The organism is Bradyrhizobium sp. CFUWI, assembly GCF_056429085.1.
In genome coordinates this window covers 24,651-47,518 of sequence record NZ_JBWJZE010000018.1, presented here as the reverse complement: position 1 = coordinate 47,518, position 22,868 = coordinate 24,651, and the positions used below count along the sequence as shown (strand labels likewise).

Here is a 22,868-nt window from a genome sequence, read left to right as displayed (position 1 = left end):
GCGTGCTCTGTCGCTTCAAGCCCTTCGGAAGACCGCCCCAAACGGACGTCTCGCCCGGGGCCACCCCTCTCCCCCGCCCTCCCCCGCAAGGGGGGAGGGAGCGCAGCTTGCCGGCGGGGAGAGCCGGGCTCACAAGGCTACCCAACGGCCGGAAGGCGCACCCGATGACCGCCCTGTCCGCCCTCATTCGCCGGGACATCCGGATCGCGCTCCGCGTCGGCGGCGGGGCGCTGATCGGGGTGCTGTTCTTCCTGACCGTGGTGGTGCTGATGCCGTTCGCGGTCGGGCCGGATCTGGCGCTGCTGTCGCGGCTGGGGCCGGCGATCCTCTGGCTCGGCGCGCTGCTGGCGAGCCTGCTGACCCTGGACCGGCTGTTCATGGCCGACCACGAGGACGGCTCGCTCGACCTGATCACGATGAGCCGGACGCCGTTGGAACTCGCCTGTGCCGCCAAGGCGCTGGCGCATTGGCTGGCGGCGGGCCTGCCGCTGATTGTCGCAACCCCCGTGCTCGGCCTCCTGCTCAACCTCGACTTGGTCGCGACCGGGGCGGTGGCGCTGACGCTGCTCGCGGGCACCCCGGCGCTGACGTTCACCGGCATGATCGGCGCGGCGCTGGCGGTGACGCTGCACCGCGGCGGCCTGCTGATGGCGGTGCTGGTGCTGCCGCTGTCGATCCCGGTGCTGATTTTCGGCGTGGCGGCCTCGCAGGCCGTGATCGTCGGTCCGATGACGTTCGGCGCGCCGTTCTCGATCCTGTGCGCGCTGTCGCTGGTCAGCCTCGTGATCGGCCCCTTCGCAGCCGCAGCGAGCCTGCGGCACGGGCTCGATTGAGATGCGCGCGACCGGCCTTGACCCCGATCAACTTTCGCCCCTCGCTTTCGTGCTGATTGCCTGAGCGGCCATCGATGATTATCAGGGTACCATGACACTGATCGACCTCGCCAACCCCACGCGGTTCCTCGCGCTGACAGCGCGGGTCCTGCCGTGGCTCGCGGCCGCGACCGTCGTCCTGCTCGCGATCGGTCTCTATCAAGCCGCGCTCGCGCCCGACGACTACCAGCAGGGCGCGACGGTGAAGATCATGTTCATCCACGTGCCCAATGCCTGGCTGTCGATGTTCGTCTGGGGCGTGATGAGCATCGCTTCGCTGGGCACGCTGGTGTGGCGGCATCCGCTCGCCGACGTCGCCGCCAAGGCGGCGGCGCCGATCGGCGCCGCCTTCACCTTCCTGGCGCTGCTCACCGGCTCGCTGTGGGGCCGGCCGATGTGGGGCACCTATTGGGAATGGGATGCGCGGCTGACCTCGGTGCTGATCCTGTTCCTGATGTATCTCGGCCTGATGGCGCTGTGGCGCGCGGTCGACGATCCCTCGCGCGCGGCACGCGCGGCCGCGGTGCTGACCCTGGTCGGCGCGCTGAATTTGCCGATCATCAAATTCTCGGTGGACTGGTGGAACACGCTGCACCAGCCGGCCTCGGTGATGCGCATGGGCGGATCGGCGCTCGACAAATCGTTCCTGATTCCGCTCCTGGTGATGGCGATCGCCTTCACGCTGCTGTTCGTCACGCTGCATCTGGCGGCGATGCGCAACGAGATCCTGCGCCGCCGGGTCCGCTCCCTGCAGATGATGCAGGCGAGCCGCGTCGCGTTCTCGAGCGAGATGGGCACCGGCTCGCGCGGACAAAACGCGTCGAACGAAGTTGGGGCCGCATGATCATGTCGCTTGGTCCCTATGCATCCTTCATCGTGACGTCCTATGCGGCGGCGGCCCTCGTGGTCGCGATCCTGATCGGCTGGATCGCGCTCGACTATCGCAACCAGACGCAGCGGCTGCGCGAGCTGGAGGAGCGCGGCATCACGCGCCGGTCCGGCCGTAGCGCGACGGAGCTGCGATGAGCGATCAACCCGCCGCCGCAGGGCCGCAGCGCCGCACCTTCCTGATGGTGCTGCCGCTGATCGCCTTCATCGCACTTGCGCTGCTGTTCTGGTTCCGGCTCGGCAGCGGCGATCCCTCGCGGATTCCCTCGGCGCTGATCGGCCGTCCCGCGCCGCAGACCGCGCTGCCGCCGCTGGAGGGATTGCAGGACAACGGCGCCCAGGTGCCCGGCCTCGATCCCGCCGCGTTCAAGGGCAAGGTCAGTCTCGTCAATGTCTGGGCGTCCTGGTGCGTGCCGTGCCACGACGAGGCGCCGCTGCTGACCGAGCTGGCAAAAGACAAGCGCTTCCAGCTGGTCGGCATCAATTACAAGGACGCATCCGACAATGCGCGGCGCTTCCTGGGGCGCTACGGCAACCCGTTCAGCCGCGTCGGCGTCGACGCCAACGGCCGCGCCTCGATCGAATGGGGCGTCTATGGCGTGCCCGAAACATTCGTCGTCGGCCGCGAGGGCACGATTCTCTATAAGCTGGTCGGCCCGATCACGCCGGACAATCTGCAGAAGGTGCTGCTGCCGCAGATGGAGAAGGCGTTGAAGGCTGCCGGAAGCTAGCGCCGCCCTCGTGCCACAGGCTCAACTGTCATCGCCCGACTTGATCGGGCGATCCAGTATTCCAGAGACGTCAGTCGTATACGGAGAAGCTGCGGCGTACTGGATGCCCCGGTCAAGCCGGGGCATGACGGCGGAATGGGGAGCCACGTTTCGTCCTACCCCTTGCTGATGTCCCCCGCCTCGGCCTCGCTCCTCTCCAGCGACACCGGCGCGAGGTGGTAGCGCTTGGTCAGCGGCATCTGGGCGATGGCGAAGATCATGGTCAGCGGGGTGACGCCGAACACCTTGAAGTTCACCCAGAAGTCCGTGCTCTGCGTGCGCCAGATGATCTCGTTCAGCACCGCCATGCCGGCGAAGAACAGCGCCCAGCGCAGCGTGAGGATGCGCCAGCCCTGCGGCGTCAGGTTGAACACCTGGTCGAACATCACGGCGATGAAGGAACGGCCGAACAACAGGCCGCCGCCGAGGATCGCCGCGAACAGGCCGTAGATGATGGTCGGCTTGAGCTTGATGAAGGTCTCGTCGTGCAGCACCAGGGTCAGCGTGCCGAACACCAGCACGATCACGCCCGTCACGATCGCCATGACCGGGATGTGACGCGTCACCACGTAGGACGCGATCATTGCCGCCACGATCGCGACCATGAAGGCGCCGGTGGCGGCAAACAGGTTGAACTTCGCGTTGACGAAGAAGAACACGAGCAGCGGACCGAGCTCGGTCGCCAGTTTGAACAGCGGATGCGGCTGGGTCTTGTCCATTACCTGACCTTCTTTGCTGTCATCCCCCGCGAAAGGCGGGGGATCCAGTATTCCAGAGGCAGCTCGGCTGAACCGAGAAGCTGCGGCGTAGTGGATGCCCGCCTTCGCGGGGCATGACGAGGAAACCTACGACTCGATTCCGGCGATGGCGCGGGCGAAGTCGCGCGCGGTGAACGGCGCGAGATCGTCGACGCCTTCGCCAACGCCGATGAAATGCACCGGCAGCTTGAACTTCTCGGCGAGCGCCACCAGAATGCCGCCGCGCGCGGTGCCGTCGAGCTTGGTCATCACCAGGCCGGTGACCCCGGCGGTGCGGTGGAAGGCCTCGACCTGCGACAGCGCGTTCTGGCCGACGGTGGCGTCCAGCACCAGCAGCACCGCATGCGGCGCGGTCGCATCCACCTTGCGGATCACGCGCACGACCTTTTCGAGCTCGTTCATCAGCTCGGCCTTGTTTTGCAGACGGCCGGCGGTGTCAATCAGCAGCACGTCGACGTTCTGCTCCTTGGCCGCGGTGAGCGCATTGAAGGCAAGGCTTGCGGAGTCCGAGCCTTGCGCGCCCGCGATGACGGGCGTCCTGGTCCGCTCGCCCCACACCTTGAGCTGCTCGATCGCCGCTGCGCGAAAGGTGTCGCCGGCGGCCAACATCACCTTGCGGCCTTCGGATGCGAATTTTTGCGAGAGCTTGCCGATCGTGGTGGTCTTGCCGGAGCCGTTGACGCCGACCACGAGGATGACGAACGGCTTTTTGGCCGCATCGATCTCGAGCGGCTTCGCCACCGGCGCCAGCACCTTCTCGACCTCGGTGGCGACGACGTCCTTGACCTCGTCGGCCGAGATCGCCTTGTCATAGCGGCCGGTGCCGACCGCGTCCGCAATTCGGACCGCGACGGAGGTGCCGAGATCGGCGCGCAGCAGCACGTCCTCGATGTCGTCGAGCATGGCGCGGTCGAGCTTGCGCTTGGTGACGAGGTCGGCGACCGCGGTCCCGAGCGAGGACGAGGTGCGCTTCAGCCCGTTGGACAGGCGGCGCCACCAGCTCAGCTTGGGGGGATCTGACGTGGTATCGTTCATGGCGGGGGTGTGTTAGCCGTTCCGGCCCATAAACGAAAGTCTTGACCGAAAGTCCTGCGATTGCTCGATGTTCCCCAACTGACGGCTGACGAGATCCTGGCCCGCGTGCTCCATCGCGACGGCCTGATGCTGGTCATCGACAAGCCGGCCGGCCTGCCCGTGCATCGCGGCCCCAAGGGCGGTCCCAATCTGGAGGATTCCTTCGACGCGCTGCGCTTCGGCCTGCCGCGGCCGCCGGTGCTGGCCCACCGGCTGGACAAGGACACCTCCGGCTGCCTCGTGCTCGGCCGCCATCGCAAGGCGACCGCCTCGCTCGGCCTGCTGTTCAAGCACGGCAAGATCGGCAAGACCTACTGGACAGTGGTCGAGGGCGGTCCCACTGAAGACGAAGGCACCATCGACTTAGCCCTGGGACGGCTCAACGCCGAGCGCGGCTGGTGGCAGAAGCCGGATCCGGAAGGCCAGAAGGCCGTCACGAATTGGAAGGTGATGGGCCGCGGCGACGGCTTCACCTGGCTTGCCATGGAACCGGTGACGGGACGGACCCATCAATTGCGGGTGCATTCGTCAGCCACCGGCTGGCCGATCTTCGGCGACAACATTTACGGCAACGGCCCGCGCTTCGGCGAGCCGAAGCTGCACCTGCATTCCCGCGAGATCGTGGTGCCGATCTCCCGGAACAAGGAGCCGATCCGCGTCGTGGCGCCGGCCCCGCCGCATATGCATGAGAAGCTGAGGGCTTGCGGGTGGAACGGGGAATAGGTGCCTTTCCTCATGGTGAGGAGGCCGCGTAGCGGCCGTCTCGAACCATGAAGGCCCCAATCGTTGCCGCCATCCTTCGAGACGCCCGCTTTCAGCGGGCTCCTCAGGATGAGGAGCGGTGGTTGGAAGGAGCGTCGCGCTCAGCTACCGCCCCATGGTTTACGAAACCTTCAGTCCTCGTCCCTCATGATCGCGGTTGCTTAGAACAAGCTTCCGTCACTTCGCTCAGGACGAGCAACGCGTCATGTCCACGGCCGGGCTATCGATCATCGACGAGGTCGAATCCGCGATTCGCGCCGGCTCACCGGAAAAAGGCCTGGCAACGGCCCGCCGGGTCACCGATCTGTTCCTCACCTCCGCCGGCAGTTTCGACGACGAGCAGATCGCGCTGTTCGACGAGGTGCTCGATCGCCTGATCGGCACCATCGAGCTGCGCGCGATCGCCGACATGGGCGCACGCATCGCGCTCGCCGAGATCAGCGCGCAGCTGGCGCCGGTCGCGCAGGCGCCGCCCTCCGTGATCCGCCGCCTCGCCGGCAATGACGAGATCCGCATCGCCGGTCCCGTGCTGCAGGAATCCGCCCGCCTCGACGACGGCGAGCTGGTGAAGATCGCCTCCAGCAAGGGCGAGCCGCATCTGCTCGCGATGGCCGGCCGCTGGTGGCTGAAGGAGATCGTCACCGACGCGCTGCTGGCGCGCCGCTATCCCAGCGTCAGCCGCAGGCTCGCCGCCAATCCCGGCGCGCGCGTCTCCGGGACGGGATTTGCGCTCATGGTCGGGCAGGCCGAGGCGGATCCGGAGCTTGCCGTCAGCGTCGGCGTCCGCGTCGACCTGCCGTCGGAGCTGCGCCGCCGATTGCTGCGCTCGGCGACCGATGCCGTGCGCGCCCGCCTGTTGTCGTGCGCACCGCCGCATCTGTTCGAGGAGATCCAGAGCGCGATCGCGGCCATCGCCGTCGGCGTCGAGCGCGAGATGTCGAGCGTGCGCGATTTCGAAGGCGCCAAGCGCGCCATCGCCGGCCTCAAGGCCACCGGCCAGCTCAACGAGGCGACGTTGCTCGGCTTCGCCAGGCAACGCCGTTACGAGGAGACCGCCGCCGCCCTGGCCGCCCTGTCCGGATCGACCGTCGAGGTGATCCGTCCGCTGATGCAGAGCCTGCGCGACGACGGCCTGTTGGTGCCGTGCAAGGCCGCGCAACTCAGCTGGGAAACCGCCATCGCCGTGCTCGAAAGCCGTTTTGCCACCGGCGCGATGAAGCCGGCGGACCTCGCGCGAGCGCAAGCGCACTACGCGCGCATGACGCCGGAGAATGCAAAGCGGACGCTGCGGTTCTGGCAGGTCAGGGCGTCGTAGGGGCGCGCTATTCGCCAAACGAACGGTGTCATCCCCCGCGAAAGCGGGGGATCCAGTATTCCAGAGACGTCGGTGAGATGCAGAAAAGCCGCGGCGTACTGGGTCGCCCGGTCAAGCCGGGCGACGACACCGACTATGTGGTGAGCCGCTCGCCATCGCTGCCGGTCATCTTGCGCGACACCACGCTTCCAACACACTCGCCCGCAATCGCCACCGGCAAATAGTGCTCCGTGCGGCCCTGCTCCTCGCTCTCGATCAACACCTCGCGCGTCGCGCCGATCTCCGCTTGCAGCCGCTTGCGCAGCGCCGCTTCGCCCGCCGCGCGCAGCCGCTTCGCACGTTCCTTGATTGCACCGCCCGCCACCTGCGGCATCCTTGCGGCCGGCGTGCCGGGGCGGGGCGAATAGGGGAAGACGTGCAGGAATGTCAGGCCGCATTCTTCGACGAGATCGAGCGAACGCGAGAACATCTCATTCGTCTCGGTCGGGAAGCCTGCGATGATGTCGGCGCCGAACACGACGTCGGGGCGCAGGCGGCGGACCTGGTCGCAGAACGCGATCGCGTCCTGCCGCGAATGCCGCCGCTTCATGCGCTTCAGGATCATGTCGTCGCCGGATTGCAGCGACAGGTGCAGATGCGGCATCAGGCGCGGATCGTCAGCGACGGCATCGAGCAGATCGGAATCCGCCTCGATCGAATCGATCGAGGAAATGCGCAGGCGCTTCAGCTCCGGCACGTGCCGCAAAATCTGCTTGGTCAGCAGGCCAAGCTTCGGTGCACCCGGCAGGTCGGCGCCGTAGCTGGTGAGGTCGACACCAGTCAGCACGATCTCGGCATGGCCGTGCATGGCCAGCATCCGCACCTGCTCGACCACCGCGCCCATCGGCACCGAGCGCGAATTGCCGCGGCCATAGGGGATGATGCAGAAGGTGCAGCGATGGTCGCAGCCGTTCTGCACCTGCACGAACACGCGCGGCAGGCCGCTCGCATAACCGTCGACGAGATGCGGCGCCATCTCCCTGATCGCCATGATGTCGCTGACGGCAATCTTCTCGTGGGCGCCGAGGTCTAAAGCGCTGCGCGTCTCCTGCCACGCGGAAGCGCGCATCTTGTCGTCATTGCCGAGGACGCGATCGACCTCGGCCATGCCGGCGAACATCGCCGCTTGCGTCTGTGCCGCGCAGCCGGTGACGACGATGCGCGCACCGGGCCGTTCGCGCTTCAACTTGCGGATCGATTGCCGCGCCTGCGCCACCGCCTCGTTGGTGACGGCGCAACTGTTGATGACGATGGTGTCTTCGAGCCCTGCCGCTTCGGCCTCGCGGCGCATCACCTCGGCCTCGAAGGCGTTGAGGCGGCAGCCGAAGGTGACGATGTCGACGGCCATCAAGCGACCGGCGCGAACAGCGCCGGATCGAATCTGCCCTCATATTCGAAGGTCGCGGTGCCCGTCATCAGCACGTGGTCGTCGCGCTCGCGCCATTCGATGCCGAGCTTGCCGCCGGGCAGCGTGATCTCGACATTGCGCTCGGCACGCTTCAGCCGGGCCGCGGCGACCGCCGTGGCGCAGGCCGCCGAGCCGCAGGCCCTGGTCAGGCCGGCACCGCGCTCCCAGGTTCGGATCGTGATGTGCTTGTCATCGACGATATGGGCCAGCGTGATGTTGGCGCGCTCCGGGAAGATCGGATGGTTTTCCAGCAGCGGGCCGAAACGCTCGAGATCGTAGCCGTCGACATCGTCGACCCAGAAGATCGCGTGCGGGTTGCCCATGCTCACCACGGAGGGCGAATGCAGGATCGGATTGTCGATCGGCCCGATCTGCAATTCGATGTAGCGGGTGTCGCGGAACTCTTCCGCCAGCGGGATATCCTGCCAGCCGAACTTCGGCGCACCCATGTCCACGGTGTAGAGATCCGGCGACGGCCCCTGCCAGGCGTTGAGCAGGCCCGCAGCCGTCTGGAACGTCGCCGCGGTCTGCCCGTTCTTCTCGAAGATGCGCCGCACCACACAGCGCATGCCGTTGCCGCAGGCGCCGGCCTCCGAGCCGTCATTGTTGTAGATGCGGATGAAGGCCTCGGTGCCGTCGAGCCGCGGCTTCTGCAGCACCATGAGCTGGTCGTAGGCCACGCCGCCGTTCGCGGACGCCACCGCGCGGGCGTCGTCCGGCGTCACCCGGCCTGCGGAATCGCGCATGTCGACAACGACGATCTCGTTGCCGATGCCGTTCATCTTGGCAAATGCGTGGTTGGCCAGCGCGCTCATGAAAAATCCCGAATTTCGCCCGTCTTATATGGCGATCCTTGCCGGCTTGACCAGTGATTTGCGGTCGGGCGCATGACGCATCTGTCATGGGACGGATTCGGCACTCGCGTGTTAGAACGGCGCCGCTCGCCGCGAACCGGGATGCGGGGCCGGGCTAAAGCCGGATTTGGGCCTTGGTGGGCAAGGTCTTGGTGATTGAGGGCCTTGGTGGTCAAGGCCTTGGTAGGTTAAGGCCTCGGGGAGAATAAAATGATCAGGTTTCGTCGTCTTGCTCTGGCCGCGCTGATCCCGGCAGCGGCCTTGTCGCTTGGCCTGCCTGAGGTTCTGGCACAAGCCCCGAGCCCGGCACCGGCCGCCTCGGCAAGTCCCTCGCCGGCCCCGCCGGCGGCCCCCTCCCCGGCCGCGAGCGCGTCGCCGGCACCTGCGGCCGCACCATCGCCAGCAGCCAGCGCCTCGCCCGCGCCTGCGGCAACGCCGTCGCCCGCAGCCAGTGCCTCACCCAGCCCGGCAACACCGCCGCCAGCCGCCGCCACAACCCCCGCCCCGGTGCAGACCGCCGATCCGTTCGGCCTGGAGACCACGCTCGAGGCCAGGAAGGTCGTCATGGTCAAGGGCACCGCGAACTGGGACTCGGCCTTCGACACGCTGATCGACGCTTTCAAGGCGCTGAACACGCTCCTGGACAAGCAGGGCATCAAGCCGGCCGGCAATGCGATGATCGTCTACACCTCGACCGACGACACCGGTTTCACCTTCCTGGCCGAGATCCCGGTCGAGCAGGACCCCAAGAACCTCGCGAAGGACATGAGCATCGGCAAATCGCCGGAGGGCAAGGTGCTGAAATTCGTCCATCGCGGCTCCTACGACAACATGGACAACACCTACGAGGCGATCACCAATCACCTCGACGACAAGAGGCTGGAAGCCAAGGACACCTTCATCGAGGAATACCTCACCGATCCCCTGAAGACCGCTGAAGACAAGCTCGTGATCAACGTTTTCGTGCCGCTGAAATGAGAGTCATGAAGAACCCTGCCGTCCTTGCCGTGTCCCGTGCCGCCGTTGTTGCCGCCGCGCTGCTGACAGCGCCCGCGCTCGCCGATGATTTTCCGTCCGCCATTTCGGTGAGCGGCGAAGCCAATGTCTCCGTGGCGCCGGATCTCGCGCAGATCGACGCCGGCGTCGCCAACGACGCCAAGACGGCGAAGGAAGCCTCCGACGCCAACAATGCCGCGATGGGCAAGGTGCTGCTGGCGCTGAAGAGCGCTGGCATCGCCGAGAAGGATTACCAGACCTCGCGCCTGTCGCTGCAGCCGCAATACGGCCAGAACAAATCCACCGGCGCATCCCCGGTGGTCGGCTTCCGTGCCAGCAATCGCGTCACCGTCAAGATTCGCGACGTCACCAAGGTCGCCACCATCATCGACACGCTGGTCGGCGCCGGCGCCAACGACATCGGCAACATCTCCTTCGAGGTGACGCAGGCCTCGAAGCTGCTCGACGATGCGCGCGAGCAGGCAGTCGCGGACGCCCGCCGCAAGGCGGAGGTCTATGCCAGGGCCACCGGCGTGACGCTGGGCGCGCCGCTCAGCGTCACCGAGGGCGGCGGCCCGGTGCCGCTGTTCAAGGGCCGCATGGCAGCGCCAATGGCTGCAGCACCGCAGGCGGCGGTGGCACCCGGCGAGGAGACGCTATCGGTGACGGTGAATGTGAGCTGGGCGATCAAGCCGGGACAGTAGGTCTCGTGTCCCGGACGCGCTGCGGCACGCAGTGACGCTGCGCAGAGCCGGGACCCGGTAGGCCACACGGCACATCGCGGCGACATGGGCCCCGGCTCAGCAGCGCATCACTGACGTGCTGCGCTGCGTCCGGGGCACGTGCGGAGAGAGCTAAATCTCCACCACCTGTCCCGGCTGCATCGCCACGAACCGCTCTTGCGGGATCTTCGCGGCATCCAGCGCGTCCACCAGCGCCTTGGCCGGCGCATCGATCGCTTCGTCCGTCAGCTGGAACGTGCCGTGGTGATGCCCGAGCGCGGCCTCGGCGCCGCAATCGGCCAGCGCCTTCACGGCGTCCTCCGGATTCATGTGCTGGTCGCGCATGAACCAGCGCGGCTCGTAGGCGCCGATGGGAAGGATGGCGAGGCGCAGCTTGCCGTGCTTCTCGGCGACGCGGCGAAAATGCCGGCCGTCGCCGTAGCCGGAATCGCAGACGACGTAGATTTTCCCGGCCGGCGTCTCCAGGACGAAACTCGCCCATAGCGCCTTGTTGCGATCGAACATGCCGCGCGCCGTCCAGTGCCGGGTCGGCACCAGATGCGCGGCGATGCCGCCACCGAGCTCGACGCGATCATGCCAGTCGAACGCTTCGACCTTGATGCTCGGATCCCAGCTGCGCATCGTGACGTCGTTGCCGAGCGGAGTGACCACGCGCGGGGCAAAATTCTTGGTGAGCCGCGACAGCGTGGCGATGTCGAGATGATCGTAATGGCCATGCGAGACCAGCACGACGTCGATCTTCGGCAGCTTCTCGAAGGCGATGCCGGGATCGTTGTGCCGCTTCGGCCCGGCCCAGGCGACCGGCGAAACCCGCATCGACCAGACCGGATCGACCAGGATGTTGAGGCCGCCGGCCTGGATCAGCCAGCTGGCATGGCCGACGAAGGAGAGCCGCACCTTGTCGCCGTCGACCCGCTCCGGCGGGGTGTCGGCATGAGGGCTGGGAGCCCAATCCGGCCATGTCGCGCGCCGCCGCTTGCCGCCCAACTGCCAGCGCAGCACCTCACGCAGCGATTTCGGCGGCGCTCCGTCCGGATCGAAAAAGGTGAGGCCGTCGAAATGATCGGAGACCGGGCCGTCATAGGTTTTCATACGGGACATCCAGAGGGAGGGAACACCGACCAGGACGCCGGCCCCGGCAAGCACTCCGAACAGACGGCGGCGGGTGATCGACACGGGGTTTTCAGCGGTGGTAACGGGGGCAGGTCATCAAGTGTATATGGGCGGACCCCGGCGAAAAGGAACCGGCAGCCAAAAAGGCCCTCTTTTCAGGATCTTGCCCTGGCAAAGCCGCCCCGGCACCCTAACTTTCCTTGACTTTTGAGCGGCAGCGGCGTTTAACCCCGCCACTTTCTCGGAAAGGCTTTCTTTTCGACCCGCCGACCGGCCCTTGAGGCCGGAGGTCAACGCCCGACAGCGCTGTGCGCCCTCGGGCGCAAAGGTGTTTGGAAGATCGTTTGGCCAAGGAAGCGGTCATCCCCCGCGAAGGCGGGGGATCCAGTATTCCAGAGGCGGCTCGGGTAGAACCGGACAGCCACGGCGTACTGGATGCCCCGGTCAAGCCGGGGCATGACAGTGGTGAACGCGGCAACCCCTGCGCGAGCAGGACAAGGACAACGGCATTGTTCGACAATCTGTCGGAACGGCTTGGCGGAATTCTCGATCGTCTGACGGGGCGCGGTGCGCTGACCGAAAAGGACGTCGATGCCGCGATGCGCGAGGTGCGCCGCGCGCTGCTGGAGGCCGACGTCGCGCTGGAGGTGGTGCGCAGCTTCACCGAGCGCGTCCGCGAGCAGGCGATCGGCGCCACCGTCGTCAAGTCGGTGACCCCCGGCCAGATGGTGGTCAAGATCGTCCATGACGAGCTGGTCAATACGCTGGGCAGCGAAGGCCAGACCATCGACGTCAATTCCGTGCCGCCGGTGCCGATCATGATGGTCGGCCTGCAAGGCTCGGGTAAGACGACGACCACCGCAAAGCTCGCCCGCCGCCTGGTCCAGCGCGACAAGCGCAAGGTGCTGATGGCTTCGCTCGACGTCTACCGTCCGGCGGCGATGGAGCAGCTTGCCGTGCTCGGCCGCGATCTCGACATTCCGACCCTGCCGATCGTGGCGGGGCAACAGCCGCCGCAGATTGCGAAGCGTGCGCTGGAAGCCGGCAAGCTCGGCGGCTATGACGTCGTGCTGCTCGACACCGCCGGCCGCACCACGCTCGACGAAGAGATGATGGCGGAAGCGGCGGCGATCAAAGCCGCCGCGAACCCGCACGAAGTGCTGCTGGTCGCCGACTCTCTCACCGGCCAGGACGCCGTGAATCTGGCGCGCGCGTTCGACCAGCGCGTCGGCCTCACCGGTATCGTGCTGACACGCGTGGACGGCGACGGCCGCGGCGGCGCCGCGCTGTCGATGCGCGCGGTCACCGGCAAGCCGATCAAGCTGCTCGGCACCGGCGAAAAGACCGATGCGCTGGAAGATTTCCACCCCGATCGTATCGCCGGCCGCATCCTCGGCATGGGCGACGTGGTCTCGCTGGTCGAGCGCGCCGCCGCCAACATCGACGCCGAGAAGGCCGCACGCACCGCCGAGCGCATGCGCAAGGGTCAGTTCGACCTCAACGACATGCGCGAGCAGCTGCTGCAGATGGCCAATATGGGCGGCATCAGCGGCCTGATGGGCATGATGCCCGGCATCTCCAAGATGAAGAACCAGATCGCGGCCGCCGGCATCGACGACAAGATTTTGAAGCGCCAGGTCGCCATCATCGATTCCATGACGCGCGACGAGCGCCGTCATCCGGACCTGTTGAAAGCCAGCCGCAAGAAGCGCATCGCCGCCGGCAGCGGCCAGAGCGTCGAGCAAGTGAACAAGCTGCTCAAGATGCACCGGAACATGGCCGACGTGATGAAGGCCATGGGCTCGGGCAAGCGCGGCCCGCTGGCCGGCATCGCGCAGGCGATGGGCTTTGGCGGCGGCATGAAGATGCCGTCTCCGGAAGAGATGAAGGCGTTGCAGGAGAAGATGCAGAGCGGCGGCGGCCAGGGCCTGCCCAGCCTGCCGAAGGATCTGCCGCCCGGTCTTCGCTCAGGCCTACCGAATGTGCCGGGGCTTACCGGCCTCAGCGGCAAGCCGACCCTTCCCGGGCTCGGCGGTTTTCCCGGCAAGAAGAAATGACGAATTCGTCGCACGGGTCGCAAGTGTCCCGCGTGACGCGAAAATACCGATCAACCGAACAAAACGTACTTTGAAGGAGAACTGAATGTCCGTCGTTATCCGCCTCGCCCGCGCAGGCACCAAGAAGCGTCCCGTCTATCACGTCGTCGTCGCCGACTCCCGCTTTCCGCGCGATGGCCGCTTCATCGAGCGTCTCGGCTATTTCAACCCGCTGCTGCCGAAGGACAACGAGGCGCGCCTCAAGCTCGACCTGGACAAGGTGAAGGCCTGGGTCGCCAAGGGCGCGCAGCCGTCCGACCGCGTGATGCGCTTCCTCGACGCCGCCGGCGTTGCCAAGCGCGAGGCACGCAACAACCCGCAGAAGGCCGTGCCGCGCAAGGAGCGCAAGGCGCAGGCCGAAGCCGCCGCCAAGGGCTAAGGCCAGATCATGTCGGCGCTGGTCTGCGTCGCGCGGATCGGCGCCGCGCATGGTGTGCGCGGTGCGGTCAAATTGTGGACCTTCACCGAAGATCCTTTCGCCGTGAAGCGCTACGGTCCGCTGCTGTCCAAGGACGGCAAGCGCCAGTTCGAAGTCGCACAGGCGCGCGAGGCGAAGGACCATCTGGTCGCGACGTTCAAGGGCGTCACGACCCGCGATGAGGCCGAGCGCCTCAACGGCATCGAGCTCTACGTCGCGCGCGACAAGCTGCCCGCGACGGACGAGGACGAATATTACCACACCGACCTGATCGGGCTCGCCGCCGTCACCACAGACGGCGATGCGCTCGGCCGCGTGCTCGCAATCCACAATTTCGGCGCCGGCGACATTATCGAGATCGCGCCTCTCAAAGGCCCGACGCTGCTGCTGCCGTTCTCCAACGCGGTGGTGCCGGAGGTCGACCTCAAAGGCGGCCGCGTGGTGATTTCGCTGCCTGCGGAGATCGAAGACGAAGACAAGGACAACGATCCCTCCGCGAGTCGTCCCCGCGAACGCGGGGACCCATAACCACAGGCCGAGTTTTTTCGCTAAGCTGATCGCTCCAGCCGTCGCAAAACCGGCCGCGGTGGTTATGGATCCCGGATCAGCGCTCGCTAAGGCTCGCTTGTCCGGGACGACGAGAACTGAGATCCGATGATCGATCCCTCACCCTGGCGCGCGACGGTGCTGACGCTGTTTCCGGAGATGTTTCCGGGACCGCTCGGCGTGAGCCTCGCCGGGCGGGCGCTGGCCACCGGGATCTGGCAGCTTGAGGCGCGCGACATCAGGGCGTCCGCCACCGACCGCCACCGCAGCGTCGATGACACCCCGGCCGGCGGCGGCCCCGGCATGGTGCTGCGCGCGGACGTGCTGGCGGCGGCCATCGATGCGGCGGAGACAGGACCGGAGCGGCCACGCCTGCTCATGAGCCCGAGGGGTCGGCCATTGACCCAGGCCCGCGTCCGGGAGCTCGCCCGGGGGCCCGGCCCGCTGATCGTCTGCGGGCGCTTCGAGGGGGTGGACCAGCGAGTGATCGACGGACGGGGCCTCGAGGAGGTCTCGATCGGCGATTACGTGCTGTCCGGGGGCGAAATCGCAGCTTTGGCCCTGATCGACGCCTGCGTGCGGCTGTTGCCGGGAGTGATGGGCAAGGAAGCCTCGGGAACCGAGGAAAGCTTTTCCGAGGGCCTTCTGGAATACCCCCAATACACCCGCCCGCAGCTATTCGAGGGGGTTCCGATCCCTGAGATCCTGACCTCCGGCGACCATGCCAAGGTGGCAGCCTGGCGGCGGGCGCAATCCGAGGCCCTCACCGAGGCCCGGCGGCCGGATTTATGGGCCCAGATCCCGCCAAAGCCGACGAATCGAGCCGGACGCCAAAAAACGCCAAAAAACAAGACAGACGGGTGACAAACGCTCCGGCTTGCCTTATAGGAGCGGCCAAATCCGCAATGGCTGGATAGACGAATTTTGCGCAGCCCCCCGTTTCCAGGGCTGGGCGCGCCGATGGAGATTTACCCATGAACCTGATCAAGCAGCTCGAGCAAGAGCAATTCGACAAGCTGTCCGCCGGCAAGGACATTCCGGAATTCGGTCCCGGCGACACCGTGATCGTCAACGTGAAGGTCGTCGAAGGCGACCGCACCCGCGTGCAGGCCTATGAAGGCGTCTGCATCGGCCGTTCCGGCGGTGGCCTCAACGAGAGCTTCACCGTGCGCAAGATCTCCTATGGCGAGGGCGTGGAGCGCGTGTTCCCGGTGATGTCGCCGATGATCGACTCGATCAAGGTGGTGCGCCGCGGCAAGGTGCGTCGCGCCAAGCTCTATTACCTCCGCAACCTGCGCGGCAAGTCGGCCCGCATCGTCGAGAAGCAGGACCGCCAGGCGGCCGTCGGCGAGTAAGCTCAGCGACCAGGCAAGTTTCGAAAAGCGCGGGGCACGGCTCCGCGCTTTTTTGTTTGGCCTCATGCCGCGCATGCGGTGCCGCCCCTCACCCTGAGGAGCGCGGAACGCGCGTCTCGAAGGGCGAGGCCGCAGACCGGGCCTTCATCCTTCGAGACGCGCGCAAGAGCGCGCTCCTCAGGATGAGGGTCATGCCCTGATCGCGCATTGAAACCACTCGCGATTTCAATTCGGCCTGCTATATATTCTTGGAATGTTTCCAGATCCGACCAGCCCCTCGTCCGTCCAGCGCATCGTCATCGACGATCGCTCGCGGCTGCCTGGCCGGTTCTTCGGCCGCTTCGCGACCTCGGCAACGTCTGAGCTTATTCGCGCAGCCTGAGAGGCTGCGCTGACGATCTTGTTGCCCGCGCGCACGCGCACATCCGCTACCAACATTCTTCGGAGCTGACGCTCATGTCCAAGCCGACCACATTGTACGACAAGATCTGGAACGACCATCTGGTGCACGAAGCCGAGGACGGCACCTGCCTGCTCTATATCGACCGCCACCTGGTGCACGAGGTGACCTCGCCGCAGGCGTTCGAGGGCCTGCGCGCGACGGGGCGCAAGGTTCACGCGCCGGAGAAGACGCTCGCCGTCGTCGACCACAACGTGCCGACCACCGATCGCACCAAGCCCAATCCCGATCCGGAGAGCATCGAGCAGATCAAGGCGCTGGCCGAGAACGCCAAGGAATTCGGCATCGAATATTACAACGAGTTCGACAAGCGCCAGGGCATCGTCCACGTCATCGGCCCCGAGCAGGGCTTCACCCTGCCCGGCACCACCATCGTCTGCGGTGACAGCCACACCTCGACGCATGGCGCCTTTGGCGCGCTCGCGCACGGCATCGGCACGAGCGAAGTCGAGCACGTGCTGGCGACGCAGACGCTGATCCAGAAGAAGGCGAAGAACATGCGCGTCACCGTCGACGGCAAATTGCCGGACGGCGTGACGGGCAAGGACATCATCCTGGCCATCATCGGCGAGATCGGCACCGCCGGCGGCACCGGCTACGTGCTGGAATATGCCGGCGAAGCGATCCGTGCGCTCAGCATGGAAGGCCGCATGACGGTCTGCAACATGTCGATCGAAGGCGGCGCCCGCGCCGGTCTCGTTGCGCCCGACCAGAAGGCGTTCGACTTCCTGCGCGGCCGCCCAAAGGCACCGAAGGGTGCGGACTGGGATGCGGCCATGCGCTATTGGGAGAAACTGCGCTCCGACGACGGCGCGCATTTCGACCACGAGCTGCGCCTCGATGCTGCAAAACTGCCGCCGATCGTGACCTGGGGCACCAGCCCCGAGGACGTCATCTCGGTGACCGGCATCGTGCCCGATCCCGACAAGATCGCCGACGAAGCCAAACGCATCTCCAAGCATCGCGCGCTGAAGTACATGGGCCTGGCCGCAGGCACCAAGATCACCGACATCAAGCTCGATCGCGTCTTCATCGGCTCCTGCACCAACGGCCGCATCGAAGATTTGCGCGCGGCGGCGAAGATCGCGGAAGGCAAGACCGTTTCAGCAAACGTCAACGCCATGGTCGTGCCGGGCTCCGGGATCGTGAAGGAGCAGGCCGAAGCCGAGGGTCTCGACAAGATCTTCATCAAGGCCGGTTTCGAATGGCGCGAGCCGGGCTGCTCGATGTGCCTTGCGATGAACCCGGACAAGCTGGCTCCGGAAGAGCGCTGCGCCTCGACCTCGAACCGCAACTTCGAGGGACGCCAGGGTTTCAAGGGCCGCACCCACCTCGTCTCGCCGGCGATGGCGGCGGCGGCGGCGATCGCCGGTCACTTCGTCGATGTCAGGGACTGGCGCTAAGCCACTGCCTGCAATTGTAGCGATCGCGGCAAACCGCCGTTAATCGATCGCCTGACACTCTCGTCCTCGCGATGATTTCGCGAGGACGCGCGCCATGGCCAACAAGCCTGAATATGTCGACCTGATCAGCGAGGCCACGCGCCAGCGCCGCCGGCGCGCCGCGCCCTTGCGCATCGTCGCCAAGCCGGAGGTCGAGGAGACCTCGAAGCTCAGCCGCTGGCCGCCGGCGATGTTCAAGCAGTGGAAGCTGGACAATCTGATGCGGTGGAAAGCTTCGTCGTGGAAGCTGAAGGACTGGCTGTAGGCAGCCTCCCCGTCATGCCCGGGCTCGTCCCGGGCATCCACGATCTTCATGCGCGCGCCACGAACGTGGATGGCCGGGACAAGCCCGGCCATGACGAATGCGGAGCCGGCAATTCACTCACATCACCAATACCGGTACGGATAGTGCCAGCGATGCCAGCGGCAGATGCGGCGCGGGCCGTCATAGGTCCAGATGATCCGGCAGCGGCGCGGATGATGGTAATAGGGATAATAGCCGCCGACATAATAGCGCCGGTGGAAGTGGCGATGGCCGTAGTGCGGCCGATAGATCCCGTAGCGATGAAATCCGCCATAGCGGTGAACGCCACCATAGCGATAGCCGCCGCCGTGGAAGGCCGGCGCGGCGCGGAAGCCGCCGATGCGAGCGCCATGAAAATGTCCGCCACCGCCGCGGAAACCGCCGATATGTGCGCCGCCACCGCGGAAGCAACCGCCGCCGTGAAAATGTCCGCCTCCGCCGTGTCCGCCGCCGTGGCGAACCTGCGTGACGAGGTCATCGGTCGCCGCCTTGGTCACGGGTGACGTCGACGGATTGATCAAGGTCAGCGCTTCAGCCCGACGCGCGGTCCCCGCCGACAGCATCAGCGTCGCGGCGGCCGCAATCCCGAGCAGGCGCATCGGGCCTGCCCTGAGACCTCTTCTCCTCAGCATGGAATCCTCCCTGAATCCGGACAGCGGAGTTGCGATGCTCGTTCCCGGCCCGCGTCGTCCCTGTTCAATTGCAGTCGCTCCCGGGGTTAAATTGCGGACAGCGATCTGAACGCGCCATGAATGAACGAAGCCGGGCTCCGCGCTGCGGCGCCGCGCCACTCCGAAAGGAAGCTTGGAGATGACTGTCTACGCGATTGCACAATTGAAGATGACGGAGCGCGCGGCCTATGACCGCTACCAGGCGCGGTTCTTCGATGTGTTCAGGAAGTTCGATGGACGGCTGCTCGCCGCCGATGAGCGCCCGCGCGTGCTCGAAGGGGCCTGGCCGCACGACAAGCTTGTCATGATGTCGTTTCCCGACGAGGCCGCCTTCCTCGCCTTCTCGAGCTCACCCGAGTACGAGGAGATCTCGCGCGACCGCAAGGCCGGCGCGCAGGCGACCGTGCTGCTGGTGAAGGGATTTGCCGGCTAGCGGCTCACCAGAACGGCCCGTAGCCGAACACGAAGGGGGCGGGCACGCCGTAGGGATAGGGACGGTAATGGACGGGCCGCGCGTAATAGCGGGGATCACGGCGAAGGGCAGGCCGCACGACGTAGGTTCGCGCGGGTCGCCGCACATCGAACACCGCGATCCCGGCCGTGGCCTCCGGGATCGCCACCCCTGGCGTCGCGGACGCGCGCGGCACGCTGGCGGCAAGCGCGGCGACAATCACCAATAAAACCCGTCTCGCCATTGCTATCCCACCGGGCTCCCGCTCCGGCTTAGCCGCGGCGCCAGTAGCAGCTCACACGCGGCACGATCACCGTGCCGCTCGGCCGAAATTCCTGCACATAGGTCGCGTTGCAGACGCGGACCGCATCGGGACCGGGATTGTAGCGCGGATAGACGCCGTCAGGCGCGTAATAGGGCGTGACGCGCAGGCGCGCGGGCGGGCGCTTGCGCGGCGGCGGGATGTCGTCCGGCGCGACCAGCTGCGCCAGCCTGACACCGGGGGCCGCCGTCTGCGCTTCCGCGCCAACGCAAAACTGCGAAAACAACCCCATGCACAGTAGCGTCAGCGCTGTTTTTGCTCGCATTTTTTCGCCCACCTGAACCGTCTTGGTCGAGCCCCACGCTCCCCGTTTTGGCGGCGCCCGTCAACCTCGCCACGCTTATAAAGCGGGATGCATCGCCAAGGAACCCGCGCTGGAGCCCGTTTCAATGGAATTGAAACGGGCTCCAGATTCTTGGTTTGACGCGTTTTCTTCACGCGAACCGGTATCCACTTCGCTCGAAAACGCTTTAGAACAACCCCATGTGGACGGAATTGAAAGCGCCCTCGCTGGCCGAGATGGAAGCGACGGCGCACGAGATCTTCGAGGGCCTGCCGGCGGAGTTTCGCGCCCTGTGCGAAGGCGTGATCATCCGCGTCGACGACTTCCCGACCGAGGAGGTCCTGGACGAGATGGACTGCGAGAGCGAGTTCGACCTGCTCGGCCTGTTCCAGGGCGTCGGCCTGCCGCAGCAGAGCCTCGGCGACGTGGCGCGGCTGCCCAACATGGTCTGGCTCTACCGCCGGCCGATCCTGGACTATTGGGCCGAGCACGACGAAAGCCTCGACCACATCGTCCGCCACGTCCTGATCCACGAGATCGGCCACCATTTTGGTCTCTCGGACGACGATATGGCCGCGATCGAGGCGCGGGCGGAGTAGGAAGCGTCGAGGGAGGTGCGCTCCCTCCCCCGCTTGCGGGAGAGGGAGCGCAACTCCTCCGCGGCTTGATCCCGCCAGGCAGGCTAGCCCTGCCCAATTCGGCCTAGGATTTCCGCGCCAACCGCGATAAATACGCCTTCCCTGAACACCTGCGGGAAAGCGCAACCATGGACAAGTTCACCACGCTGGAAGGCGTCGCGGCGCCGCTGAAGATCATCAATGTCGACACCGACATGATCATTCCGAAGCAGTACCTCAAGACCATCAAGCGCACCGGCCTTGGCAAGGGGCTCTTCTCCGAGCAGCGCTACAAGGACGACGGCAGCGAGAACCCGGATTTCGTGCTCAACCAGCCCGCCTATCGCAACGCGAAGGTGCTGGTCGCCGGCGACAATTTCGGCTGCGGCTCGAGCCGCGAGCACGCGCCCTGGGCGCTGCTCGACTTCGGCATCCGCTGCGTGATCTCGACCTCGTTCGGCGACATCTTCTACAACAACTGCTTCAAGAACGGCATTCTGCCGATCCGCGTCAGCCAGGAAGACCTCGACAAGCTGTTCGACGACGCCGAGCGCGGCGCCAACGCGACGCTGACGATCGACCTGCCGAACCAGGAGATCCGCGGGCCCGACGGCGGCAAGGTCAAGTTCGAGATCGACCCGTTCCGCAAGCACTGCCTGATCAACGGCCTCGACGACATCGGCCTCACCATGGAGAAGAAGGCCTCGATCGACAGCTATGAGGACAAGCTCAAGCGCGAACGCGCCTGGGCCTGATTGCCGATTTTGGTTCGAGCCCCGGTGCCGTCCGCGCCGGGGCTATTTCTTTGCCCTCGTCATCCCGTATAGCTTTGCGCATGCTCCCCGAGATCGTCACCTTCTGGCACGGCCCGATGGATGCGCTGCGCCAGACCTGTCTGCGTTCGCAGTTAGCTGCCGGCCACAGGGTCACGGTCTATAGCTTCGACACCATTCCCGGCCTTCCCGCCGGAATCGCCAACGCGGACGCCGAGGCGATCCTGCCGCACGCATTCTCCGAACGCTTGCGGCCGCCGCAGCCGGACGGCAGCTGGCGCGACTGGACCATTCTGCAGTTCAGCGACTTCTTCCGCATGAAGCTGATGGCGAAAGGCCTCGGCCTCTGGCTCGATGCCGACGTGCTGCTGCTCAAACCGGTCGAGATCGATCCGGCAAAGCCCTACTTCGCCTGGGAGCGGCCGCGCCAGCTCGGCAATTCCGTGATCTATCTGCCGCCCGGGCACGGCATCGTCGCCGCCTTCGAGGAGCTGATGGAGCAGGAGGAGCTGACACCCAACTGGCTGTCGCTGCGCCACCGCGTCACCTTCATGATGCGCCGCCTGCGCGGCGGCTCGAACCGTCTTGCGGACATCCGCGTCGCGATCTACGGACCCGCCGCGCTGACCGCGCTGGCGCGCCGCACCGGCGAGCTCGGATGCGCGCTGCCGAAGCAATCGTTCTACGCCGTGCATGCCGAGCCGAAACTGTTCTTCGACCCCTCGAGCTATCTCGGCCTCGTCACCAACCCGGAGATCATCGGCCTGCACATCTCGCCCAAGGGCCGTGGCGGCGAAAAGCCGATTCCGGGCAGCCTCTATGCCTGGGCGACGGAGCGGTTTGTGTAGCTGCCGCGCTGGAGGTGCGCTCCCTCTCCCGCTTGCGGGAGAGGGTTGGGGAGGGGTGTTTCCGCAATGGGACAATCCCCAAGAGGAGAAAACCCTCACCCGACGCGCCGGACGATGCTTCGCATCGCCCGCGACGCGTCGACCTCTCCCGCAAGCGGGAGAGGTGCAGCGGAGACCGCTTTTCAGCATTCCAAGTTTGATCCAGCGCAACGCGCCGCTGCAACATTGTGCTTAATTCGCTCCAATTCCGCCGTCCGAAGGGAGCTTTCCATGAGCACCGCAAGCAGGCCTTATCCCGTCGTCCAGGACCTCATCGAGTCCTTTGCCGGCTGGCTGAAGCACCGCCGCGAGATAAACGAGATGCGTCAGCTCGATCGTGCCGATTTCGACCGGATCGCGAACGACTTGAGGATCGCGCCAGACGATCTGGAGGAACTGGTCCGCCACGGCCAGCATTCAGCCGACGAGCTGCCCAAAATGCTGGAACAGCTCGGCATCAGCGCCGAAGGCCTCGGCCGCGCGCAGCCACTGCTGCTCCGCGACCTGGAGCGGGTCTGCTCGCTCTGCGGGCACAAGGGCCAATGCGATCGCGATCTCGCCGACGGCACCGCCGCGGCGAATTATCACGGCTATTGCGCCAATGCCTCGACCCTGGAGTCGCTCGAGCGCACCGACGTCGTGCCACGCTGA

Annotated in this window: 28 protein-coding genes; 20 read left to right on the top strand and 8 right to left on the bottom strand. The window is 66.2% G+C overall.

Going from position 1 to position 22,868, the window contains the following annotated elements; all coding sequences use genetic code 11:
* Nucleotides 1-164 precede the first annotated feature (164 nt).
* From ccmB to AC066S_RS30115, 4 genes are all read left to right on the top strand, one after another.
* Complete coding sequence (gene ccmB, locus AC066S_RS30130; RefSeq protein ID WP_478271343.1) at nucleotides 165-833, top strand: heme exporter protein CcmB; 669 nt, start codon at nucleotides 165-167, stop codon at nucleotides 831-833.
* A gap of 91 nt (nucleotides 834-924) precedes the next feature.
* Nucleotides 925-1,716 carry a heme ABC transporter permease gene (locus tag AC066S_RS30125; protein ID WP_135166913.1) on the top strand — a complete coding sequence of 264 codons (792 nt, stop codon included), beginning with the start codon at nucleotides 925-927 and terminating at the stop codon, nucleotides 1,714-1,716.
* Complete coding sequence (gene ccmD, locus AC066S_RS30120) at nucleotides 1,713-1,898, top strand: heme exporter protein CcmD (RefSeq protein ID WP_126261308.1); 186 nt, start codon at nucleotides 1,713-1,715, stop codon at nucleotides 1,896-1,898. The genes AC066S_RS30125 and ccmD overlap by 4 nt, the downstream gene beginning before the upstream one ends.
* Nucleotides 1,895-2,491 carry a DsbE family thiol:disulfide interchange protein gene (locus tag AC066S_RS30115; protein ID WP_478271342.1) on the top strand — a complete coding sequence of 199 codons (597 nt, stop codon included), beginning with the start codon at nucleotides 1,895-1,897 and terminating at the stop codon, nucleotides 2,489-2,491. The genes ccmD and AC066S_RS30115 overlap by 4 nt, the downstream gene beginning before the upstream one ends.
* A 155-nt stretch (nucleotides 2,492-2,646) precedes the next feature.
* Here AC066S_RS30115 and AC066S_RS30110 read toward each other — a convergent pair whose 3' ends face one another.
* Together AC066S_RS30110 and ftsY are read right to left on the bottom strand one after the other, a co-directional pair.
* The gene (locus AC066S_RS30110) at nucleotides 2,647-3,249 is read right to left on the bottom strand and encodes a septation protein A (protein ID WP_478271341.1); all 603 of its coding nucleotides are present in this window, start codon (nucleotides 3,247-3,249) and stop codon (nucleotides 2,647-2,649) included.
* Nucleotides 3,250-3,375: 126 nt separating this feature from the next.
* Nucleotides 3,376-4,323 (bottom strand): signal recognition particle-docking protein FtsY, encoded by a 948-nt coding sequence (ftsY, locus tag AC066S_RS30105; RefSeq protein ID WP_126261311.1) that lies wholly within the window; start codon nucleotides 4,321-4,323, stop codon nucleotides 3,376-3,378.
* A 60-nt stretch (nucleotides 4,324-4,383) separates the two neighbouring features.
* Between ftsY and AC066S_RS30100 the strand changes: the two genes are divergently transcribed.
* Both AC066S_RS30100 and AC066S_RS30095 read left to right on the top strand, forming a co-directional pair.
* Nucleotides 4,384-5,085: an RluA family pseudouridine synthase gene (locus AC066S_RS30100; protein ID WP_167767805.1), complete on the top strand. Its 702-nt coding sequence runs from the start codon at nucleotides 4,384-4,386 to the stop codon at nucleotides 5,083-5,085.
* A gap of 244 nt (nucleotides 5,086-5,329) precedes the next feature.
* Nucleotides 5,330-6,439, top strand: a complete 1,110-nt coding sequence (locus tag AC066S_RS30095; protein ID WP_478271340.1) for a DUF2336 domain-containing protein — start codon at nucleotides 5,330-5,332, stop codon at nucleotides 6,437-6,439.
* A 133-nt stretch (nucleotides 6,440-6,572) separates the two neighbouring features.
* Here AC066S_RS30095 and mtaB read toward each other — a convergent pair whose 3' ends face one another.
* On the bottom strand, nucleotides 6,573-7,826 hold the full coding sequence (mtaB, locus tag AC066S_RS30090; protein ID WP_478271339.1) for a tRNA (N(6)-L-threonylcarbamoyladenosine(37)-C(2))-methylthiotransferase MtaB: 1,254 nt from the start codon (nucleotides 7,824-7,826) through the stop codon (nucleotides 6,573-6,575).
* Nucleotides 7,826-8,701, bottom strand: a complete 876-nt coding sequence (gene dapF / locus AC066S_RS30085) for a diaminopimelate epimerase (protein WP_478271338.1) — start codon at nucleotides 8,699-8,701, stop codon at nucleotides 7,826-7,828. The genes mtaB and dapF overlap by 1 nt, the downstream gene beginning before the upstream one ends.
* A 249-nt stretch (nucleotides 8,702-8,950) precedes the next feature.
* Here dapF and AC066S_RS30080 point away from each other — a divergent pair, with 249 nt between their 5' ends.
* A complete protein-coding gene (locus tag AC066S_RS30080) occupies nucleotides 8,951-9,718 on the top strand; it encodes a GyrI-like domain-containing protein (protein WP_126261316.1) in 768 nt (255 codons plus the stop codon).
* Between the two features lie 5 nt (nucleotides 9,719-9,723).
* Nucleotides 9,724-10,440, top strand: coding sequence for an SIMPL domain-containing protein (locus AC066S_RS30075; RefSeq protein WP_167767806.1), 717 nt, complete (start codon nucleotides 9,724-9,726; stop codon nucleotides 10,438-10,440).
* A gap of 150 nt (nucleotides 10,441-10,590) precedes the next feature.
* On the opposite strand, the gene AC066S_RS30070 is transcribed toward AC066S_RS30075, so the two are convergent.
* Nucleotides 10,591-11,655 (bottom strand): MBL fold metallo-hydrolase, encoded by a 1,065-nt coding sequence (locus AC066S_RS30070; protein ID WP_164719046.1) that lies wholly within the window; start codon nucleotides 11,653-11,655, stop codon nucleotides 10,591-10,593.
* A gap of 446 nt (nucleotides 11,656-12,101) precedes the next feature.
* On the opposite strand from AC066S_RS30070, the gene ffh reads away from it, so the two are divergent.
* The 7 genes from ffh to AC066S_RS30035 all read left to right on the top strand — a co-directional run bounded on the left by ffh (nucleotide 12,102) and on the right by AC066S_RS30035 (nucleotide 18,174).
* On the top strand, nucleotides 12,102-13,649 hold the full coding sequence (gene ffh, locus AC066S_RS30065) for a signal recognition particle protein (RefSeq protein WP_126261318.1): 1,548 nt from the start codon (nucleotides 12,102-12,104) through the stop codon (nucleotides 13,647-13,649).
* Between the two features lie 85 nt (nucleotides 13,650-13,734).
* Nucleotides 13,735-14,067: a 30S ribosomal protein S16 gene (gene rpsP, locus AC066S_RS30060; protein ID WP_126261319.1), complete on the top strand. Its 333-nt coding sequence runs from the start codon at nucleotides 13,735-13,737 to the stop codon at nucleotides 14,065-14,067.
* Between the two features lie 9 nt (nucleotides 14,068-14,076).
* Complete coding sequence (rimM, locus tag AC066S_RS30055) at nucleotides 14,077-14,634, top strand: ribosome maturation factor RimM (RefSeq protein ID WP_126261320.1); 558 nt, start codon at nucleotides 14,077-14,079, stop codon at nucleotides 14,632-14,634.
* Nucleotides 14,635-14,760: 126 nt separating this feature from the next.
* Nucleotides 14,761-15,516, top strand: coding sequence for a tRNA (guanosine(37)-N1)-methyltransferase TrmD (gene trmD, locus AC066S_RS30050; RefSeq protein WP_126261321.1), 756 nt, complete (start codon nucleotides 14,761-14,763; stop codon nucleotides 15,514-15,516).
* A gap of 110 nt (nucleotides 15,517-15,626) precedes the next feature.
* A complete protein-coding gene (rplS, locus tag AC066S_RS30045) occupies nucleotides 15,627-16,007 on the top strand; it encodes a 50S ribosomal protein L19 (protein WP_011083318.1) in 381 nt (126 codons plus the stop codon).
* A 456-nt stretch (nucleotides 16,008-16,463) separates the two neighbouring features.
* Nucleotides 16,464-17,870 (top strand): 3-isopropylmalate dehydratase large subunit, encoded by a 1,407-nt coding sequence (gene leuC, locus AC066S_RS30040; RefSeq protein WP_126261322.1) that lies wholly within the window; start codon nucleotides 16,464-16,466, stop codon nucleotides 17,868-17,870.
* 94 nt (nucleotides 17,871-17,964) lie between these two features.
* The gene (locus AC066S_RS30035) at nucleotides 17,965-18,174 is read left to right on the top strand and encodes a hypothetical protein (protein ID WP_126261323.1); all 210 of its coding nucleotides are present in this window, start codon (nucleotides 17,965-17,967) and stop codon (nucleotides 18,172-18,174) included.
* Nucleotides 18,175-18,296: 122 nt separating this feature from the next.
* Here the strand turns inward: AC066S_RS30035 and AC066S_RS30030 are convergent, their stop codons facing one another.
* Nucleotides 18,297-18,845, bottom strand: coding sequence for a hypothetical protein (locus tag AC066S_RS30030; RefSeq protein WP_478271337.1), 549 nt, complete (start codon nucleotides 18,843-18,845; stop codon nucleotides 18,297-18,299).
* Nucleotides 18,846-19,023: 178 nt separating this feature from the next.
* On the opposite strand from AC066S_RS30030, the gene AC066S_RS30025 reads away from it, so the two are divergent.
* Entirely contained in the window at nucleotides 19,024-19,317 is a 294-nt protein-coding gene (locus AC066S_RS30025) for a DUF1330 domain-containing protein (RefSeq protein ID WP_126261325.1), read from the top strand.
* A 4-nt stretch (nucleotides 19,318-19,321) separates the two neighbouring features.
* Here the strand turns inward: AC066S_RS30025 and AC066S_RS30020 are convergent, their stop codons facing one another.
* Together AC066S_RS30020 and AC066S_RS30015 are read right to left on the bottom strand one after the other, a co-directional pair.
* The gene (locus AC066S_RS30020; RefSeq protein ID WP_478271336.1) at nucleotides 19,322-19,579 is read right to left on the bottom strand and encodes a hypothetical protein; all 258 of its coding nucleotides are present in this window, start codon (nucleotides 19,577-19,579) and stop codon (nucleotides 19,322-19,324) included.
* Between the two features lie 28 nt (nucleotides 19,580-19,607).
* Nucleotides 19,608-19,889: a hypothetical protein gene (locus AC066S_RS30015; protein ID WP_167772360.1), complete on the bottom strand. Its 282-nt coding sequence runs from the start codon at nucleotides 19,887-19,889 to the stop codon at nucleotides 19,608-19,610.
* 251 nt (nucleotides 19,890-20,140) lie between these two features.
* On the opposite strand from AC066S_RS30015, the gene AC066S_RS30010 reads away from it, so the two are divergent.
* From AC066S_RS30010 to AC066S_RS29995, 4 genes are all read left to right on the top strand, one after another.
* Nucleotides 20,141-20,539, top strand: coding sequence for a metallopeptidase family protein (locus tag AC066S_RS30010; RefSeq protein WP_478271335.1), 399 nt, complete (start codon nucleotides 20,141-20,143; stop codon nucleotides 20,537-20,539).
* Nucleotides 20,540-20,706: 167 nt separating this feature from the next.
* Nucleotides 20,707-21,312: a 3-isopropylmalate dehydratase small subunit gene (gene leuD / locus AC066S_RS30005; RefSeq protein ID WP_027573022.1), complete on the top strand. Its 606-nt coding sequence runs from the start codon at nucleotides 20,707-20,709 to the stop codon at nucleotides 21,310-21,312.
* 80 nt (nucleotides 21,313-21,392) lie between these two features.
* Nucleotides 21,393-22,178 (top strand): glycosyltransferase family 32 protein, encoded by a 786-nt coding sequence (locus AC066S_RS30000; protein WP_478271334.1) that lies wholly within the window; start codon nucleotides 21,393-21,395, stop codon nucleotides 22,176-22,178.
* 270 nt (nucleotides 22,179-22,448) lie between these two features.
* On the top strand, nucleotides 22,449-22,868 hold the full coding sequence (locus tag AC066S_RS29995; RefSeq protein WP_478271333.1) for a hypothetical protein: 420 nt from the start codon (nucleotides 22,449-22,451) through the stop codon (nucleotides 22,866-22,868).

Bases quoted from the DNA above. Each gene is read 5' to 3' on its own strand.
- ccmB (WP_478271343.1), top strand. From the start codon at position 165: ATGACCGCCCTGTCCGCCCTCATTCGCCGGGACATCCGGATCGCGCTC.
- AC066S_RS30125 (WP_135166913.1), top strand. From the start codon at position 925: ATGACACTGATCGACCTCGCCAACCCCACGCGGTTCCTCGCGCTGACA.
- ccmD (WP_126261308.1), top strand. From the start codon at position 1,713: ATGATCATGTCGCTTGGTCCCTATGCATCCTTCATCGTGACGTCCTAT.
- AC066S_RS30115 (WP_478271342.1), top strand. From the start codon at position 1,895: ATGAGCGATCAACCCGCCGCCGCAGGGCCGCAGCGCCGCACCTTCCTG.
- AC066S_RS30110 (WP_478271341.1), bottom strand. From the start codon at position 3,249: ATGGACAAGACCCAGCCGCATCCGCTGTTCAAACTGGCGACCGAGCTC.
- ftsY (WP_126261311.1), bottom strand. From the start codon at position 4,323: ATGAACGATACCACGTCAGATCCCCCCAAGCTGAGCTGGTGGCGCCGC.
- AC066S_RS30095 (WP_478271340.1), top strand. From the start codon at position 5,330: ATGTCCACGGCCGGGCTATCGATCATCGACGAGGTCGAATCCGCGATT.
- mtaB (WP_478271339.1), bottom strand. From the start codon at position 7,826: ATGGCCGTCGACATCGTCACCTTCGGCTGCCGCCTCAACGCCTTCGAG.
- dapF (WP_478271338.1), bottom strand. From the start codon at position 8,701: ATGAGCGCGCTGGCCAACCACGCATTTGCCAAGATGAACGGCATCGGC.
- AC066S_RS30080 (WP_126261316.1), top strand. From the start codon at position 8,951: ATGATCAGGTTTCGTCGTCTTGCTCTGGCCGCGCTGATCCCGGCAGCG.
- AC066S_RS30075 (WP_167767806.1), top strand. From the start codon at position 9,724: ATGAAGAACCCTGCCGTCCTTGCCGTGTCCCGTGCCGCCGTTGTTGCC.
- rpsP (WP_126261319.1), top strand. From the start codon at position 13,735: ATGTCCGTCGTTATCCGCCTCGCCCGCGCAGGCACCAAGAAGCGTCCC.
- rimM (WP_126261320.1), top strand. From the start codon at position 14,077: ATGTCGGCGCTGGTCTGCGTCGCGCGGATCGGCGCCGCGCATGGTGTG.
- trmD (WP_126261321.1), top strand. From the start codon at position 14,761: ATGATCGATCCCTCACCCTGGCGCGCGACGGTGCTGACGCTGTTTCCG.
- rplS (WP_011083318.1), top strand. From the start codon at position 15,627: ATGAACCTGATCAAGCAGCTCGAGCAAGAGCAATTCGACAAGCTGTCC.
- leuC (WP_126261322.1), top strand. From the start codon at position 16,464: ATGTCCAAGCCGACCACATTGTACGACAAGATCTGGAACGACCATCTG.
- AC066S_RS30035 (WP_126261323.1), top strand. From the start codon at position 17,965: ATGGCCAACAAGCCTGAATATGTCGACCTGATCAGCGAGGCCACGCGC.
- AC066S_RS30030 (WP_478271337.1), bottom strand. From the start codon at position 18,845: ATGCTGAGGAGAAGAGGTCTCAGGGCAGGCCCGATGCGCCTGCTCGGG.
- AC066S_RS30025 (WP_126261325.1), top strand. From the start codon at position 19,024: ATGACTGTCTACGCGATTGCACAATTGAAGATGACGGAGCGCGCGGCC.
- AC066S_RS30020 (WP_478271336.1), bottom strand. From the start codon at position 19,579: ATGGCGAGACGGGTTTTATTGGTGATTGTCGCCGCGCTTGCCGCCAGC.
- AC066S_RS30015 (WP_167772360.1), bottom strand. From the start codon at position 19,889: ATGGGGTTGTTTTCGCAGTTTTGCGTTGGCGCGGAAGCGCAGACGGCG.
- AC066S_RS30010 (WP_478271335.1), top strand. From the start codon at position 20,141: ATGTGGACGGAATTGAAAGCGCCCTCGCTGGCCGAGATGGAAGCGACG.
- leuD (WP_027573022.1), top strand. From the start codon at position 20,707: ATGGACAAGTTCACCACGCTGGAAGGCGTCGCGGCGCCGCTGAAGATC.
- AC066S_RS30000 (WP_478271334.1), top strand. From the start codon at position 21,393: ATGCTCCCCGAGATCGTCACCTTCTGGCACGGCCCGATGGATGCGCTG.
- AC066S_RS29995 (WP_478271333.1), top strand. From the start codon at position 22,449: ATGAGCACCGCAAGCAGGCCTTATCCCGTCGTCCAGGACCTCATCGAG.